This is a genomic window from Streptomyces ureilyticus, from assembly GCF_011045025.1.
GTDB lineage: Bacteria > Actinomycetota > Actinomycetes > Streptomycetales > Streptomycetaceae > Streptomyces > Streptomyces ureilyticus.
This window is the reverse complement of sequence record NZ_JAAKZX010000028.1, coordinates 1-15,602: the sequence shown is the minus strand read 5'-3', so window position 1 is coordinate 15,602 and position 15,602 is coordinate 1. Positions and strand designations below refer to the sequence as shown.

General features: G+C 69.3%; 16 protein-coding genes and 1 pseudogene. 8 read left to right on the top strand and 9 right to left on the bottom strand.

Annotated features, from left to right (window positions below):
- Window positions 1-103: 103 nt before the first annotated feature.
- From G6048_RS11880 to G6048_RS11855, 6 genes are all read right to left on the bottom strand, one after another.
- A complete protein-coding gene (locus G6048_RS11880; protein WP_165339458.1) occupies window positions 104-1,864 on the bottom strand; it encodes a DoxX family protein in 1,761 nt (586 codons plus the stop codon).
- Between the two features lie 81 nt (window positions 1,865-1,945).
- Window positions 1,946-2,887, bottom strand: a complete 942-nt coding sequence (gene rlmB, locus G6048_RS11875) for a 23S rRNA (guanosine(2251)-2'-O)-methyltransferase RlmB (protein WP_165339457.1) — start codon at window positions 2,885-2,887, stop codon at window positions 1,946-1,948.
- Between the two features lie 117 nt (window positions 2,888-3,004).
- On the bottom strand, window positions 3,005-4,402 hold the full coding sequence (cysS, locus tag G6048_RS11870; RefSeq protein WP_165339456.1) for a cysteine--tRNA ligase: 1,398 nt from the start codon (window positions 4,400-4,402) through the stop codon (window positions 3,005-3,007).
- 130 nt (window positions 4,403-4,532) lie between these two features.
- Window positions 4,533-5,036, bottom strand: coding sequence for a 2-C-methyl-D-erythritol 2,4-cyclodiphosphate synthase (ispF, locus tag G6048_RS11865; protein ID WP_165339455.1), 504 nt, complete (start codon window positions 5,034-5,036; stop codon window positions 4,533-4,535).
- On the bottom strand, window positions 5,026-5,769 hold the full coding sequence (ispD, locus tag G6048_RS11860; protein ID WP_165339454.1) for a 2-C-methyl-D-erythritol 4-phosphate cytidylyltransferase: 744 nt from the start codon (window positions 5,767-5,769) through the stop codon (window positions 5,026-5,028). The genes ispF and ispD overlap by 11 nt, the downstream gene beginning before the upstream one ends.
- Window positions 5,770-6,257: 488 nt before the next feature.
- Complete coding sequence (locus G6048_RS11855) at window positions 6,258-6,740, bottom strand: CarD family transcriptional regulator (RefSeq protein ID WP_003953493.1); 483 nt, start codon at window positions 6,738-6,740, stop codon at window positions 6,258-6,260.
- 615 nt (window positions 6,741-7,355) lie between these two features.
- Between G6048_RS11855 and G6048_RS11845 the strand changes: the two genes are divergently transcribed.
- Window positions 7,356-8,063: a copper chaperone PCu(A)C gene (locus G6048_RS11845; protein ID WP_165339453.1), complete on the top strand. Its 708-nt coding sequence runs from the start codon at window positions 7,356-7,358 to the stop codon at window positions 8,061-8,063.
- A 115-nt stretch (window positions 8,064-8,178) separates the two neighbouring features.
- On the opposite strand, the gene G6048_RS11840 is transcribed toward G6048_RS11845, so the two are convergent.
- Together G6048_RS11840 and G6048_RS11835 are read right to left on the bottom strand one after the other, a co-directional pair.
- Complete coding sequence (locus G6048_RS11840; protein WP_033322296.1) at window positions 8,179-8,859, bottom strand: response regulator transcription factor; 681 nt, start codon at window positions 8,857-8,859, stop codon at window positions 8,179-8,181.
- Complete coding sequence (locus tag G6048_RS11835) at window positions 8,856-10,196, bottom strand: sensor histidine kinase (protein WP_165339452.1); 1,341 nt, start codon at window positions 10,194-10,196, stop codon at window positions 8,856-8,858. The genes G6048_RS11840 and G6048_RS11835 overlap by 4 nt, the downstream gene beginning before the upstream one ends.
- A gap of 339 nt (window positions 10,197-10,535) precedes the next feature.
- Between G6048_RS11835 and phoU the strand changes: the two genes are divergently transcribed.
- The 7 genes from phoU to G6048_RS11805 all read left to right on the top strand — a co-directional run bounded on the left by phoU (window position 10,536) and on the right by G6048_RS11805 (window position 15,187).
- Entirely contained in the window at window positions 10,536-11,225 is a 690-nt protein-coding gene (gene phoU / locus G6048_RS11830; protein ID WP_165339451.1) for a phosphate signaling complex protein PhoU, read from the top strand.
- 192 nt (window positions 11,226-11,417) lie between these two features.
- Complete coding sequence (locus G6048_RS11825; RefSeq protein ID WP_165339450.1) at window positions 11,418-11,573, top strand: hypothetical protein; 156 nt, start codon at window positions 11,418-11,420, stop codon at window positions 11,571-11,573.
- 136 nt (window positions 11,574-11,709) lie between these two features.
- Window positions 11,710-11,958 (top strand): SCO4226 family nickel-binding protein, encoded by a 249-nt coding sequence (locus G6048_RS11820; protein ID WP_165339449.1) that lies wholly within the window; start codon window positions 11,710-11,712, stop codon window positions 11,956-11,958.
- Window positions 11,959-12,103: 145 nt separating this feature from the next.
- A complete protein-coding gene (locus G6048_RS11815; protein ID WP_165339448.1) occupies window positions 12,104-12,310 on the top strand; it encodes a hypothetical protein in 207 nt (68 codons plus the stop codon).
- A gap of 261 nt (window positions 12,311-12,571) precedes the next feature.
- Window positions 12,572-12,700, top strand: a complete 129-nt coding sequence (locus G6048_RS50885; RefSeq protein WP_268978729.1) for a hypothetical protein — start codon at window positions 12,572-12,574, stop codon at window positions 12,698-12,700.
- Window positions 12,694-13,665, top strand: a complete 972-nt coding sequence (locus tag G6048_RS11810) for a glycoside hydrolase family 113 (RefSeq protein WP_165339447.1) — start codon at window positions 12,694-12,696, stop codon at window positions 13,663-13,665. Before G6048_RS50885 ends, G6048_RS11810 begins: the two co-directional genes overlap by 7 nt.
- A gap of 88 nt (window positions 13,666-13,753) precedes the next feature.
- A complete protein-coding gene (locus G6048_RS11805) occupies window positions 13,754-15,187 on the top strand; it encodes an ATP-binding protein (RefSeq protein ID WP_206341496.1) in 1,434 nt (477 codons plus the stop codon).
- Window positions 15,188-15,480: 293 nt separating this feature from the next.
- Here G6048_RS11805 and G6048_RS49400 read toward each other — a convergent pair.
- Window positions 15,481-15,602: pseudogene (locus G6048_RS49400) on the bottom strand (ABC transporter substrate-binding protein); the annotation flags it as partial.

Sequence of the window (15,602 nt, the reverse complement as noted above, 5' to 3'; positions counted from 1 at the left end):
CGTACGTCTGCTTTACGAACGTCAATGGGGCCCCGCACTCGCGAGAGTTTCACGAGTGCGGGGCCCCAACTGCGCACCAGCGAAGGGCTGTTGGCCGGAACCGTTACCCGAGCAGACCGCCCACCAGGCTGCCCTCGTCCGAGCCGCCGCCGGAACCGCCGGAGCTGCCACCCGAGCCGTCGCCCGAGTCATTGCCGCCGCCGGTGCCTCCGGGGGACCCGGTTCCGCCCGTGCCGGCGCCGCCCGAGGAGGACGGGCCCGCGCTGGTGCTGGGCGCCTCGGCGGGTGGTGCCGGCTGCTGGGCGGGCGGGACCTGGCCGGTGCCCTGGGTTTCGCTGGGCTGGCCCGCGCCCTCGGTGGCGGACTCGCGGGACGCACCGGGGGTGTTCTTGTCGCCCTTCTCGGAGGGGCTGGCCGAAGTGGCGCCCTGGGTGGGCGAGTTGCCGGCCGAGGGGCTCTCCGAGCGGCGGTCGTTGCCGGACTCCTCGGGGAGCGGGGAGCCGGGGAGTTCGTTGCGCGGGGCCTCGCCGGGGCCGGGGACGACCACGCGGTCGGCGTCGCGGACGGCGCCGCCGAGCATGGAGCCGACGAGCAGGGTGAGCCCGACGACGAGGGTGCCGATGAGGGCGCCGCGGCGTAGGACGTAGCGGCGCAGGTCCCAGATGTGGGCGCGGGGCCCGAGCCTGCGCCAGGCGCCGCCCGCGAGGCGACCGTCGATGGAGTAGACGGGGGCGCCCGCGATGATCAGCGGGGTCCAGGCGGCGAGGTAGATGATGTCGGTCGCGTCGTAGGCGGGGGCGCTCTTCCAGCTGACGGTGATCAGGAGCGCGGCCGCCATCAGCGCGCCGACGGCGGCGGCGGCCCGCTGCCACAGGCCGAAGACGGTGAGGACGCCGACGATCACCTGGAAGAAGGCGATGAGGAGTCCGGAGCCGACGGGGTGTTCGAGGGCGAACTGGCGTAGTGGCTCGGCGACTTCCCACGGTTGGAGGGTGTTGAGCCACTTGACCATGGAGCCGCGCTTGCCGCCGTCGAAATAGTGCGGGTCGCAGAGCTTGCCCATGCCGGCGTAGATGGAGATGAAGCCGAGGATGAGGCGCAGCGGGAGCAGGACGACGCCGAGGTTCATCCGGCGGCCGGGGTAGTACGCGTGCCGTACGGGGTCGGCGTGGCGCCCGCGCTGGCCGTCCTCGCCGGTCTCGTCGTCGTACGCGTCGGCCTCGTACTCGCCCTCCTCATACGGGTGTTGGCCGTACTCCTCGTCCACGCTGCCCGAGGTGCGCATCTGCGGAAGGATCGGAGTCTGGGGAGTTCGGGGGCTGCGGGGGCCGCCGATGGTGGGGGTCGCGACGGTGGCGTCGGGATCCGTATCGCTATCGGCGTCGTATCCGCCGTATGCGCCATAGCCGCTGTATCCGGCGCCGCGATAGCCGTTGCCGTTGCCGTCGTAGCCGCTGTCGCCGTATCCGTCGCCGTCGTGGTCGATGCGCGGGATGACCTGTGTCGCGCCGGCGTCGCCTGTCGGATCCTGGGCGCCGTGGTGCACGGTGGTGCTCCGTGCGGCCTGCAGCAGGCGGGTGGCGCCGGTGTCGTCGGGTGCGGACCTCCCGCTCCAGACGACGGGGGCGCGGCGGAGGGTGCCGGTCGCGGGCCTGCGTGAGGGGTCGGCGGAGCTCAAGTGGCGTGCGACGCGCGGGGACTGCGTACGGGAGCCGGTGCCCAGCTGCACGCGGAAGCTCGCATGATTGACGATGACCTGCGCCGGATCGCTCGGCACCTTCACCATGCTCAGCGCGGGAGCGTCGTCGAAGCCCGACGTGCGGTCCCCCGTGGGTGTGCGGGGTGTTCTGGTGTCCACACTCATCTAACCGAGTGACGTGTCGTTAGGACACTGCCTTGACCGCCCCGATCTGTCCGGACTCCGTCAAGATCACCCCGCCCGCCGTCAGGCCCGTCGTCGAGCCGCCTCGTACAGCACAACTCCGGCCGCCACACCCGCGTTCAGCGACTCGGCGCCGCCCGGCATGGGGATCCGTACGCGGAAGTCGCAGGTCTCGCCGACCAGCCGGGACAGGCCCTTGCCCTCGCTGCCGACGACGATGACGACGGGTCCTTCGAGGGCCTCCAGGTCCCCGATCTCTCCGTCGCCGTCGGCGGCCAGGCCGACGACGATGATGCCCGCCTTCTTGTACGCCTCCAGGGTGCGCGTCAGGTTGGTGGCGCGGGCGACGGGCGTACGGGCGGCGGCGCCGGCGGAGGTCTTCCAGGCGCCGGCGGTCATGCCGGCGGCGCGACGCTCGGGTACGACGACGCCGTGGCCGCCGAAGGCGGAGACGGAGCGGACGACGGCGCCGAGGTTGCGCGGGTCGGTCACGCCGTCGAGCACGACGATCAGCGGGTCCTGGCCGGCGTCGTACGCGGCGGCGGCGAGGTCCTCGGGGTGCGCGTACTCGTACGGTGGGATCTGCAGGACGAGGCCCTGGTGGTTGAGGCCGTTGGTCATGCGGTCGAGTTCGGGGCGGGGGGCTTCCATGAGGTGGATGCCGCCGCGCTCGCCGACGAGCTGGAGCGCCTCGCGCACCCGCTCGTCGTTGTCGATGAACTGCTGGACGTAGAGCATGGTCGCGGGCACGCCCTCGCGCAGCGCCTCGACAACGGGGTTGCGGCCGACGACGAGTTCGGAGGTGGACTTGCCGCCGCGGCCCTTGGGGGCGGGGCGGCGGGCGGTCTGCTTCGTCTTGGCGGTGGCGACGCGGTTCTTCTTGTGTCCCTTGCGCATCTCGGCGGGCGGGGTGGGTCCCTTGCCTTCCAGGCCCCGGCGTCGCTGGCCGCCACTGCCGACCTGCGCGCCCTTCTTGCCGGACATGCGGCGGTTGTTTGCGGCCATGACCTACCTGTCTCTGTGGGAAAGCGTGCGTGTACGTCTCTGAATGCGCTGTGCGTCTATGAAGTGTGCCGCCCGGAAGGCCGGGCGGCACAATCGATCAAGGAATGCGCCGCGGGATCAGCGCGGGCCGAGCGTCCAGCGAGGTCCTTGAGGGCTGTCCTCGATGACGAGGCCGGACTGGCCCAGCTGGTCGCGGATGGCGTCGGCGGTGGTCCAGTCCTTGCGGGCGCGGGCCGCCTCGCGCTGCTCGAGGACCAGTCGTACGAGGCTGTCGACAACCCCGTGCAGGTCCTGGCCCTGGTCACTCCCGCCGGCCCACTGCGCGTCGAGCGGGTCGAGGCCGAGGACGCCGAGCATCGCACGCACCTCGGCGAGCCGGGCGACGGCGGCGTCCTTGTCGTCGGCGGCGAGTGCGCTGTTGCCCTGCCGGACGGTGGTGTGCACGACGGCGAGGGCCTGTGGCACTCCCATGTCGTCGTCCATGGCCTCGGCGAAGGCGGGCGGCACGTCGGCCGCGGGCTCGACCGGCCCCGCCATGTCGATGACCCGCTGGAGGAAGCCCTCGATGCGCGCGAACGCCGACTCGGCCTCGCGCAGGGCCTCTTCGCTGTACTCGATGGTGGAGCGGTAGTGCGGGGTGCCGAGGTAGTAGCGCAGCACGATGGGCCGCCACTGCTTGACCATCTCGCTGACGAGCACGGAGTTGCCGAGCGACTTGGACATCTTCTCGCCGCTCATGGTGACCCAGGCGTTGTGCACCCAGTACTTGGCGAACTCGTCGCCGTAGGCCTTGGCCTGGGCGATCTCGTTCTCGTGGTGCGGGAAGATCAGGTCCAGACCGCCGCCGTGGATGTCGAAGGCCGAGCCCAGGTACTTGTGGGCCATCGCCGAGCACTCCAGGTGCCAGCCGGGGCGGCCGCGGCCCCACGGCGTCTCCCAGTCCGGCTCGCCGGGCTTGCTGGCCTTCCACATGGCGAAGTCGCGCGGATCCCGCTTGCCGGTGATGCCCTCTTCGGCGGGCTGTCGCATCTCGTCCAGGTCCTGCTTGGACAGCTCCAGGTACGAGGGCCAGGAGCGGACGTCGAAGTAGACGCTGCCCTCGGCCTCGTAACCGTGCCCGCGCTCGATGAGCGTGCGCATCATCTCGACCATCTCGGTGATGTGGCCGGTGGCGCGGGGTTCGTACGTGGGCGGCAGGCAGCCGAGGGCTTCGTAGCCGTCGTTGAACGCCCGCTCGTTCTCGTAACCGATCGACCACCAGGGCCTGTTCTGCTCCGCGGCCTTCCTGATGATCTTGTCGTCGATGTCCGTGACATTGCGGATGAACGTCACGTCGTAGCCGCGGTACGCGAACCAGCGGCGCATGATGTCGAAGTTCAGGTTCGACCTGACGTGCCCGATGTGCGGCGCGGCCTGCACGGTGGCACCGCACAGGTAGATCGAGACACAGCCCGCTGAGAGCGGGACGAAGTCACGAATCTGCCGGGCGCTGGTGTCGTACAGGCGAATAGTCACGGGTCCAAGGGTAGTGGGTGTCGCTTCGGGGTTTGAGCGGATGGCGCCCCACCCGCCGGAGGCAGGGGGCCCGGGGGGCGCAGCCCTCGGTTTCGGGAAGCGGCGGGACTGGGGAAGAAAACCGCCCAGCTCAGCCAGTGCGGACGACCAACGCCGTAGCGACCGCCATCAACCCCTCGCCACGCCCCGGAAACCCAAGCCCATCCGTAGTGGCGCCCGAGACGGATACGGGCGCCCCCACCGCACCGGACAACAACTCCTGCGCCTCATCCCGCCGTTTCCCGATCTTGGGCCGAGGCCCGACGATCTGAACGGCAACGTTACCGATGGCGAAACCGGCGGCACGCACGATCCGGGCCGCCTCGGTGAGCAACGTAACCCCGGACGCCCCGGCCCACTCGGGCCGCCCGGTCCCGAAGTGAGCCCCGAGATCACCGAGTCCGGCAGCGGAGAACAACGCGTTGCAGGCGGCATGCGCGACGACGTCCGCATCGGAGTGCCCGGCAAGCCCGGCCCCTTCGCCCTCCCACTTGAGCCCGGCACACCACAACTCCCGCCCCTCCTCGAAGGCGTGAATGTCGGTACCGATCCCGACCTGCGGCAGCACGAACGGCGGCGGCGTCTCAGAAGCCATCCTTCGCCCTCCGCCGCGCCAATACCGCCTCGGCCAGCACCAGATCGAGCGGCCGGGTGACCTTGAACGCCTCCTCGTGCCCCGGCACGACGACGACGGGCTTGCCCAACTGCTCGACCATGCTCGCGTCGTCGGTGACCCCGTCCGTCACGGTCTCGTGGGCGTGCAGCAGGGTGTCCCGGTCAAAGCCCTGCGGAGTCTGTACGGCCCGTAGCCGCCCCCGCTCGGGAGTGGCGACGACCGGCTCGGGCGAGTCGTCGGTACGCGGCTCGACTTCCTTGACGGTGTCCGCGAGAGGCAGCGCCGGTACGACGGCGAGGGCTCCGTCCCGTACCGCCTCGATGACGGCGTCGACGGTGTCGACGGGTACGAGCGGCCGGGCCGCGTCGTGCACGAGCACGATGTCGATGCCGGGCGGCAGCACATCGAGGCCGAGCTTCACGGACTCCTGCCGGGTCTCGCCACCGCGCACGACGAGGAAGTCGGTGCGCTCGGGCAGCGAATGCGAGTCCAGGAGCGACTTGACCTCGGCGGCCCCGTCGGGCGGCGCCACGACGACGACCAGCGAGACGGCACGCGACGCGGCCATGGCGCGTACCGCGTGAATGAGCATGGGAGTGCCGTTCAGCGCCCGTAGCGCTTTGGGAGCGCCCGGCCCGAGGCGCACGCCTCGGCCCGCGGCCGGAATCACGGCCGCGGTACCGGCCCCGGAACGGCGTGAATCGTCAGACATCGGTTCCTGTCGGGTGTGTGTACGTACGGGTGTGTGCGGGTTGTGTACGGCCAGGTCCTGTCGGTTGTACCCGGCCAGGTCCGGTCCTCGACCCGGCCGCCCATCAGTCGTCGATCCGGCGTCCGCCGGACGTCAATCCGGCGCTCGCGAACGCCGCCCGGCACGCACCGGTTTGACCCGCCGGTTGACGCCGGTTTGACGACCGGGCCCGTATGGGTATGGCCTCAGCGTGCCGGGCGCGACGCCTTGACCGGGGACCCTTCCGTGACAGCCGGTTGAGCCAGCTGCCCGGGCCCGGCACGCCCAGTATCGGCGGCCGGAAATTCATTACCCAGCCGCTGACTTACGGTCGTACGGTGTTCTGGGTACGAGCATGCCGCAGCGCCCGGCGACAGAACCTACGTCATCGGGCACCGCGGCAGTATCAATTACGCCGGACCGCTCGTTTCTTCGCCTCTGGTCGGGAAGCGATCAGAGAGTGACGGGCGTCAGGACGCGAGGACCTCGTCGAGCAGGGCCTCGGCCTTGTCCTCGTTCGTGTTCTCCGCGAGGGCGAGCTCGCTCACCAGGATCTGCCGAGCCTTGGCGAGCATGCGCTTCTCGCCGGCGGAGAGTCCACGCTCGCGCTCACGACGCCACAGGTCACGGACGACTTCCGCGACCTTGATGACATCGCCGGAGGCGAGCTTCTCGAGATTTGCCTTGTAACGACGCGACCAGTTTGTGGGCTCCTCGGCATACGGCGCGCGCAGCACCTCGAAGACCCGGTCCAGCCCGTCCTGACCGACCACATCACGTACGCCGACGAACTCCGCATTGTCCGCTGGCACACGCACCGTCAGGTCGCCCTGGGCGACCTTCAGCACCAAGTAGGTCTTGTCCACGCCTTTGATCTGACGAGTTTCGATAGCCTCGATCAGCGCGGCCCCGTGATGGGGATAGACCACGGTGTCGCCAACCTTGAACGTCATGTGACAGGTACCCCTTCCGTGGCTATCCAGAGTAACACGAGAACCGCATCTTCTGAATGGCGTTTTCGCAGGTCAGGGCACATCTCGGGGCTTGACAACAGCGACAGGAACGTGCTTCGAGGGGGCGGGACAAGGGGGTATTCGCAGGTCGGAGCCGTTCCTCGCGGGGCGCGAAACCCGCCCGTTACAAGCCTTCGAAGGCTTACTCGCGTGGCCGAACGTCCAGATTTGTCGGTTTCCGGAGGTGAGTCTTGGGCTACTCCGTTCGGTGATCGGGGGTGGGTACGAGACGATTCCGGAATTGATCACGACAAGCTGAAGATCAATTCTCTGGCGGATCTCTTGCGGACTCCCGATCGCATTCCTTATGGGAAATGTTGTCAACGTGGCTGAGATCGAGTCGCGTGCTCTTTGTGCACGGAGGGACATGAGGTGCCGGCTGCGCGGTGGCCTGAAGAACACGCCCTGATGCGATGGTCGCGGCGGCGTCGGAAGAGCCGTAGAGGCGGGTCGGGTGCGGGAGCGCGGGGGCGGCTCGGTAACCTGAGGCCGCTGACCGACCTTAGAGCGGCTTTACAAGGCCGCCGCCCCTGCGTTCAAGGAGTTGCCGCCGCCGTGAGCAGCAGCCTTCGACGCGGCGCCCTCGCCGCCGCCGCCATCGCGTTCTCGATCGCCTCGCTCGCCGCGTGCGGCGCCGGAAGCAACGCCCAGTCGCTGGAGATCAGGCCGGACAACGCCGCGACCAGCGTGGGCGACATCCAGATCCAGAACGCCGTGGTGATCACCCAGCCCGACCCGGAGTCGACGGGCCCGTCCGCGATCTCCGCGACCCTGTTCAACAACGGCAACAGCGACGAGACGCTGGAGTCGATCCGCGTGGCGGGCGTCAAGGACCCCGTCACGCTCAGGCCCGCCGAGGGTTCCGGCCCGATCACGGTGCCGGCCGACGGCTCGGTGATCCTCGGCGGCAAGGGCAACGCCTCCGCCGTACTGAACGGCGGCCGCGAGGCCCTGGAGGACGGTGAGGCGCAGCAGGTCACCTTCACCTTCAGCGAGACGGGTGCGGTGAAGCTGCGGGCGTTCGTCGTCCCGTCCGAGGGCTACTACGCCGAGTGGGGCCCGTCGGAGACTCCTCAGGCGCCGGGTTCCGAGGGGTCCGGTAGCCCGAGCCCCAGCGGGTCCCCCTCCGCCACGCCGAACGAGCCGGGGAACGGTGAGGCCGGTACGGACGGGACCGGGCAGGGCAGCCCCACGGACGCCGCGTCGCCGAGCGCGACGCCCACGGCTCCCGAGGGGGGCGGGGACGCGGCCGCGGGGCACTGAGCAGCGTAGGGCTGCGGAATTCTCGTACGTACTGAATCCTCGTATGCACGAAGGGCGGGACCCCGCTTTCCAGGGGTCCCGCCCTTCGTCGTGTTCAGCGTGCGAGGTGTTCGGCCTACGGCTCGAACTTGTACCCAAGGCCTCTGACCGTCACCAAGTACCGGGGCGCGCCCGGGTCCGGCTCGATCTTGGCGCGGAGGCGCTTGACGTGGACGTCCAGCGTCTTGGTGTCACCGACGTAGTCGGCGCCCCAGACGCGGTCGATGAGCTGCATACGGGTCAGGACGCGGCCCGCGTTGCGCAGCAGCATCTCCAGGAGGTCGAACTCCTTGAGGGGGAGGTCGACCTTGGAGCCGGAGACGGTGACCACGTGGCGGTCGACGTCCATGCGGACCGGGCCGGCCTCCAGTGCGGCGGGGGTGACCTCCTCGGGCTCGCCGCGGCGGCGCAGTACGGCGCGGATGCGGGCGACCAGCTCGCGGGAGGAGAAGGGCTTAGTCACATAGTCGTCGGCTCCTATTTCCAGGCCGACGACCTTGTCGATCTCGCTGTCCTTGGCGGTGACCATGATCACCGGGACGTTCGAGCGGCTGCGCAGCTGGCGGCACACCTCGGTGCCGGGCAGTCCGGGCAGCATCAGATCGAGCAGGACGAGGTCGGCGCCGTTGCGCTCGAACTCGTCGAGGCCGTCGGGCCCGGTGGTCGCGATGGCGACCTCGAAGCCTTCCTTGCGGAGCATGTAGGACAGAGCGTCGCTGAAGGACTCCTCGTCCTCGACGACGAGCACTCGGGTCACGGAAGGACCTCCGGGGCAGAAAGCGATTCGTACGGGGATGTAGTGGGGGATGTGACGGTGGTCGTTCCGTCGGGCTGCCCGGCGTCGACGTCGTCGGCGAGTCCGGACGTGTGGTCGGTCGCGCGGTCGCGGGCCACGCCCGCCTCCGGCAGCCGGAGGGTGAAGGTGGAGCCCTGACCCTCGGAGCTCCACACCGTGACCTCCCCGCCGTGCGAGGCGGCCACGTGCTTGACGATCGCCAGGCCAAGACCCGTACCGCCGGTGTGGCGGGAGCGGGCCGGGTCGACGCGGTAGAAGCGCTCGAAGATGCGCTCGCGGTCCTTCTCGGAGATGCCGATGCCCTGGTCCGTGACGGCGACCTCTATGAGGTCTCCGCCGGGCGCGGGGACCCGGCGCGCGGCGATTCCCACGCGCGTACGGGCGGGCGAGTAGTTCACGGCGTTCTCGACGAGGTTGCCGAGGGCGGCGGCCAGCTGGCCGCGGTTGCCCCAGATCTGCAGGTCGGCGGTTCCCGCCCGTCGCCCACCACCACCCTCATCCGAGGTGCCTACGGGCCCGCCCCCCACATTTGCGGCCATGGTGATCTGCTTGGTGCCGGCCTGGTGGCGGCAGCGGTCGATGGCCTCGGCGACGAGTTCGTCCACGCGTACGGCTTCGGCGTCCTCGAGGGGGTCGTCGTTCTGGACCCGGGAGAGGTCGATGAGTTCCTGGACGAGGTTGGTGAGGCGGGTGGCCTCTATCTGCATGCGTCCGGCGAAGCGTTCCACGGCCTCCGGGTCGTCGGCGGCGTCCATGACCGCCTCGGAGAGGAGGCTGAGCGCGCCGACGGGGGTCTTGAGCTCGTGGCTGACGTTGGCGACGAAGTCGCGGCGTACGGCCTCGATGCGGCGGGCCTCGGTGAGGTCCTCGACGAGGAGGAGTACGAGGCGGGAGCCCAGCGGGGCGACGCGGGCGGACACCGCGAGGGCTTCGCCGCGGCCGGTGCCGCGGCGTGGCAGGTCCAGCTCGACCTGCCGTATCTCACCGTCGCGCCGGGTGTCGCGGGCCATCTGCAGCATGGGCTCGACGGCGAGTTTGCCGCCGCGTACGAGGCCGAGGGCGTACGCGGCGGAGCTGGCCTTGACCACGGCGTCGGCCTCGTCGAGCACGACGGCGGAGGAGCGGAGCACGGACAGGACCGTGTCGACGCCCGGCGGAAGCACCGGGTCCGTGTGCAGCGACGTGCGCGTCGGCCGCTTCTGCTCGCGCTCGCTCCAGCGGAACGCCAGCATGGCGATGACGCCGGTGAGTACACCGGCGATCGCTGCCGCTGCGGCGACCGCCGCGTTCACGTCCATGGCTCCAGGTTAGGCATGACGTACGCCCCCCTTACAGCGCCCAGACTGTCAGCTCGAACACTCGTCGCCCAGAGTTCACCGTGGAGACCGTGGCGGTTCACTTGCCCCGAGCGGAGTCGCCGGAAGCATGCCCGCAGGGAGGGGTCATGTCGCTCATAGTTCACCTGGGTGATAGGGATGGTTCATTTGAGGGGGCGGAAACGGACGCGTTCAAGCCGGACCGTGGGAGCGTGGGGTACGCGAGCCCCTTGGAATCCCGCAGGGGAATCGTGCATGGGAACCCATGTACGGGGATCCGTGTACGGGATCCGGAAGCTGACGTAAGAGAGGGACATCCTGATGCGCGACGCGTACCACGAGGAACTTGACTCGATCGGCGAGGGCCTGGTCGAGATGGCCCGGCTCGTCGGGTCGGCGATCGGGCGCGCCACGACGGCGATCCTCGACTCCGACCTGAAGCTGGCGGAGACCGTGATCGCGGGCGACCAGAAGGTCGACGATCTCCAGCACGAGCTCGAGGCGCGGGCGATAGCCCTGCTGGCGCGGCAGCAGCCGGTGGCGACGGACCTGCGGATCGTGGTCACGTCCCTGCGGATGAGCGCGGACCTCGAGCGCTCGGGGGACCTCGCCCAGCATGTCGCGAAGCTCGCCCGCCTCCGCTTCCCGGAGCGCGCGGTCCCGCACGACCTGCACGCCACGATCCTCGAGATGGGCCAGCTCGCGCAGCGCCTGATGGCGAAGGCGGCGGAGGTCATCGTCACGAAGGACGTCGACCTCGCGCTTCAGCTGGAGCAGGACGACGACGCGATGGACACCTTGCACCGCGCCCTCTTCCAGCACCTCATGGACGACCGCTGGAAGCACGGCATCGAGACGGCCGTCGACGTCACGCTGCTGGGCCGATACTACGAGCGCTTCGCGGACCACGCGGTGTCGGTGGCGAACCGGGTGGTGTACCTGGTGACGGGGGAGCACGCGGACGAGCTGCAGGCGGACGTCCAGCCGGCTACGGGGGTTGAGGGGGCGTAAGCGCTCCGCTGCGGGGCGTAGGGGCGTGCGGGTCGGGTTTCGCGGGGCGTGCGGGATTGTGGCACGGGCGTACGGGGTTGTGGCACGGGCGTACGGATTCGTGGTCGATGCGTGGGAGCCTCGGTGCGCCGTTGATGCGCCGGGCGGTGGGGGCCTGCAATGGGCGTAGGCATCAGCCTTCGAGGAGGGACCATGGCCGAATCCCCCACCACCACCCCAGACCCCACCCGGGAGCGCGAGACGGAACAGCCCGCCGAGATCACCAGCCTCCCGCTCGTCGCCGCGTGCGGCTGCGGGGCGGGGTGCAGGTGCGGCTGCCAGTCGGGCAGTCCTTGCCAGTGCGGTTGAGTTTGTACGGTTCGTACGACGGCCTGGTGTCCGGGTCGTCGTACGACCTCCGTGAGCGGTCGCCCGCGTGGCCGTCCGGGCGCAGCATGGAGGAGAGGGGGCGGGCGAACTCGTCAGCGCAGGGAGGTGCGAGGCCATGGCTCATTTCATGGACGTCCACCACGGAATGCAGGGCATCACGGCGGAACAGCTGAGGCAGGCCCACCAGGCGGACCTCGCCATAGAGCAAGAAGAGAACGTGCACTTCGAGAAGGCGTGGGCGGACCCCGAGTCCGGCACGGTCTATTGCCTCTCCGAGGCCCCCACCGCCGAAGCGGTCCAACGCATCCACGAACGCACCGGCCACAAGGCCGACGAGATCCATCCGGTGCCGCTGGAGGTGTGAGAGGGGGGAGAACGACCCTCTCGGGGTGCGGCCACCTGCACCCCCGATCCGGTAGAGCGCTCCATGGTTCCGGCAGGCGGGCAACGGGATGGTTGAACCCAGCGAATCCCAGAGGTTCACAGCTCCCAGCCGGAAGGAAACTCCCATGAAGGCGCCGCTGTCCACACAGACGAGCACCGCTCAGGACGCCCCGGCCGCGACCCCCTGCGAGAGCGACCTCACCGCGCTGCTCACGGCCTGGGAACTGGCGCATCCCACCGCCACCGACCCCGAGTGGCGGCACCTCCTGGACGAACTCGCCCACCCCCACACCACCCAGGCGTTCCACCGCCTGGCCACGGCGGCGCCTTGAGCCCGTACGTCCGGCGGGGCAGGCACAGCCGCCAGTGCCTTAACGAGCCTCGGCGTCGAGCCGAGCGACTCGCTCGCCTGAGCCGTTGTGCTGCTCAGGCATGACCAGACGTCAGGTCGCGCGCCGACGGGTGCCGCGGACTATTAGCCGGAAGTCGTGCGCTCCTGGACGGAAGACGGATGCCCGACCGTCGGCTGCGTCTCTAGCGTCGAACGGACCGATGACGACCCGGATCGTCAAACCGCCACGCTAAGGATCCGCATGCCCGCACTATCCGCTCCTGCCGCATTGCCGCGGTACGCGGTCATCGCCGCGATGCTCCGTGATGTCGCCGCCCTTCTCCTCATGGCCGCCAACCGCCCGCGTCGACAGGAGCCGAGCGCATGCTGACCGTCCGCGGCATCTCCTACCTGGTCGGCGAGGCAAGCACCGATGATGTGCGGCGGGACCTGGAGGTCATCGCCCGGAATCTGCATTGCACCACGGTGATGCTCATCGGCGGCGACGGGAAGCGGTTGATCGATGCCGCCCGAACCGCCCTCAAGACCGGTCTCAGCGTCTACATCCGGCCCAGCGTTCCCGAACTGCCTCAGCCGAAGCTCCTGGAGCACCTGGACACAGTCGCCGAGGCTGCCGAAGAACTTCGCCTGGAACACCCGGACCGGGTGACGCTCCTGGTCGGAAGCGAGTTCTCCCACACCGTGCCCGGCATCGTCCCCGGACCTCGGTCGTTCCTGCGCCTGAAGCTCATCGTGCGTTTCCACCGCGTGCTGCGGCGCAGGATCGACCGGCGGCTCCACCAGCTGCTCACCACCGCCGTGACCACCGCGCGGCGCCGCTTCGGCGGGCCGGTCACCTACTCCGCGGCCGGGTGGGAACACGTCGACTGGTCGCTGTTCGACCTGGTCGGCGTCAGCCTCTACCGCTCCGGCCGTAACCACCCCACCTACATCGACCGCCTGCGCAGCCTGGTTCGCGACCACGACAAGCCCGTCGTCATCACCGAGTTCGGGTGCGGTGCCTTCACCGGAGCCGACCAGCGGGGAGCCGGTGCCTTCTGGATCGTCAACTGGTTCGCCACACCCCCACGCATCCGCGGCGACCACCCCCGCAACGAGGCCGTCCAGGCCCGCTACCTCGGTGAACTCATCGACCAGTACGACACGGAGGGCGTGCACGGCTGCTTCGTCTTCACCTTCGCCATGCCCGACTTCCCGCATCACGACGACCCTCGTCTCGACCTCGACAAGGCCGGCTTCGGGGTCATGGCGGTGACCGGCGACGGTGCGTCCAAACCCAAGGAGGCATTCCACGAGGTCGCGCGGCGCTACGGCGACATAGCCGTGGCGGAATGACCGCGTGAGAGGAGCTCCAGCAAGTTACTAACATTGATGTTGGTAACATCGTTGTTAGTCTCTCGTATCTCCTTGGGTGTGGCGACGTATGGAGGACACCACTGTGGGCGAATTCGTGGGCAGGACACGCGAACTCCAGACGTTGGACCGCGAGTTGGACAAGGTGGTAGCGGGTCTCGACGGGGAACGGCCGGGGCGGTGCGTGATGCTCCGGGGGCGCCGCCGCGTGGGGAAGTCACGGCTGGTCGAGCGCTTCGCCGAGCGGTCAGGCGCGCCTTTTCTCTTCTACGCCGCCACCGGAGCGTCGCCGAGGGCTGATCTCGAGCGCCTCAGTCAGGACGCACGGTCATCGAGCCTGCCGCTGGCCGGCCTGCTGGCCTCGGCCCGCCCGGAAAGCTGGGATGCAGCCTTCGATGTGCTGGCGGCGGCTCTGCCGAATGATCGGGCAAGCGTGGTGGTCATGGACGAAGTGCCCTACGTGATGGATGCGGAGGGTGCGTTCGAGGGCACGTTGCAGCGGGCCTGGGACAGGGCGCTGGAGACCAAGCCGGTTCTGCTGATCCTCATCGGCTCGGACCTGTCGATGATGGAGGCGCTGAACAGCTATGGCCGTCCGTTCCACCAGCGCGGACGGGAGATGGTACTCGGCCCTCTCAATCCGGCCGAGGTGGGCGGAATGCTGGGCCTCGATGCAGCCTCGGCATTCGACGCGGCACTGATCACCGGCGGGCTGCCCTTGATCTGCGCGGAGTGGCCGCACGGCGGCGGGATGGGGGATTTCCTGTCAGCGGCCCTCAGAGATCCGGTATCGGCCCTGCTGGTCTCGGCGGAGCGGTCACTTGCCGCGGAGTTCCCGCAGCAGGTGCAGGCGCGCGCGGTGCTGTCGGCGATCGGCAGCGGGGAGCGGACCTTCACCAACATCGCCCGCGCAGCCGGCGGCCTCGGAGCGACCCCCCTCCAGCGCTCGCTGGGGATACTCACGGACAAGAGAGTGATCGCGGCCGAACTCCCCGTGTCCACACGCCCCTCGAAGGACCGCCGTTACCGGGTCGCGGATCCCTACCTCCGTTTCTGGCTGAGGTTCCTCGGCCCGGCGATGGAGGAGATCGAACGAGGCCGGGGAGACCTGACGCTGGGCCGTATCCGCGAGAACTGGACCAGTTGGCGCGGCCGGGCCGTCGAACCTCTCGTACGTGAGGCCCTGGCGCGCCTACTGCCTGATGCGAAGCTGCCCGCAGCACCCGCAATCGGCGCCTACTGGACCCGCACCAACGACGTGGAGATCGACATCGTGGGGGCCGACCGCGGGCCCATTGCCAAGGAGTTGCTGTTCGTCGGCTCGGTGAAGTGGCTGGAGAATTCCCCCTTCGACCGCCACGATCTCGCCGCGCTGCACCACCATCGCGCGGCGCTCACGCCCGAGCCGGTGCCCGTGGTCGCGGTCTCGCGCGGCGGAACCGACTGCACGGGGCTCGATGCCGCATACGGGCCGACGGATCTTCTCGCCGCGTGGCCTTCCTGAACGAAGGCCCCCGATCTGCACCGTAAGCGCAGCTCAGAGGCCTGATCTTCGTCCTTACTTCTTCTTGCCCTGAGTCTGGCGGGCCCGTTTTTCGGCCCTGGTCAGAGAGGTGCAGGCCCAACTGACCTGCGGCTGAGCGGTTGTTGGTGGTCGTCGTTGGTCGTTGCCGGTCGTTGTCAGAGGTCCCACAGAGGTCCCAGAGAGGGCCCCAACTTGGGGCGCGTCGGGACCTCTAGCGCTAGAGGTCAGACCCTCTACCGCTAGAGGTCTTGAGGTGAACGCGTAGACCGCGTTTACGTGGTGAGTCCCGCCCTCTCACAAGCGGCTTTGTACTTGGGCGTGCAGATCTGATCGATCGTGTACATGCCGTCCTTGACGACCGTGTCCTTGATGTTGTCGGCGGTCAGGGAGATCG

Bases quoted from the DNA above. Each gene is read 5' to 3' on its own strand.
- G6048_RS11880 (WP_165339458.1), bottom strand. From the start codon at position 1,864: ATGAGTGTGGACACCAGAACACCCCGCACACCCACGGGGGACCGCACG.
- rlmB (WP_165339457.1), bottom strand. From the start codon at position 2,887: ATGGCCGCAAACAACCGCCGCATGTCCGGCAAGAAGGGCGCGCAGGTC.
- ispF (WP_165339455.1), bottom strand. From the start codon at position 5,036: ATGGCTTCTGAGACGCCGCCGCCGTTCGTGCTGCCGCAGGTCGGGATC.
- ispD (WP_165339454.1), bottom strand. From the start codon at position 5,769: ATGTCTGACGATTCACGCCGTTCCGGGGCCGGTACCGCGGCCGTGATT.
- G6048_RS11855 (WP_003953493.1), bottom strand. From the start codon at position 6,740: ATGACGTTCAAGGTTGGCGACACCGTGGTCTATCCCCATCACGGGGCC.
- G6048_RS11835 (WP_165339452.1), bottom strand. From the start codon at position 10,196: ATGGACGTGAACGCGGCGGTCGCCGCAGCGGCAGCGATCGCCGGTGTA.
- phoU (WP_165339451.1), top strand. From the start codon at position 10,536: ATGCGCGACGCGTACCACGAGGAACTTGACTCGATCGGCGAGGGCCTG.
- G6048_RS11825 (WP_165339450.1), top strand. From the start codon at position 11,418: ATGGCCGAATCCCCCACCACCACCCCAGACCCCACCCGGGAGCGCGAG.
- G6048_RS11820 (WP_165339449.1), top strand. From the start codon at position 11,710: ATGGCTCATTTCATGGACGTCCACCACGGAATGCAGGGCATCACGGCG.
- G6048_RS11815 (WP_165339448.1), top strand. From the start codon at position 12,104: ATGAAGGCGCCGCTGTCCACACAGACGAGCACCGCTCAGGACGCCCCG.
- G6048_RS50885 (WP_268978729.1), top strand. From the start codon at position 12,572: ATGCCCGCACTATCCGCTCCTGCCGCATTGCCGCGGTACGCGGTCATC.
- G6048_RS11810 (WP_165339447.1), top strand. From the start codon at position 12,694: ATGCTGACCGTCCGCGGCATCTCCTACCTGGTCGGCGAGGCAAGCACC.
- G6048_RS11805 (WP_206341496.1), top strand. From the start codon at position 13,754: ATGGAGGACACCACTGTGGGCGAATTCGTGGGCAGGACACGCGAACTC.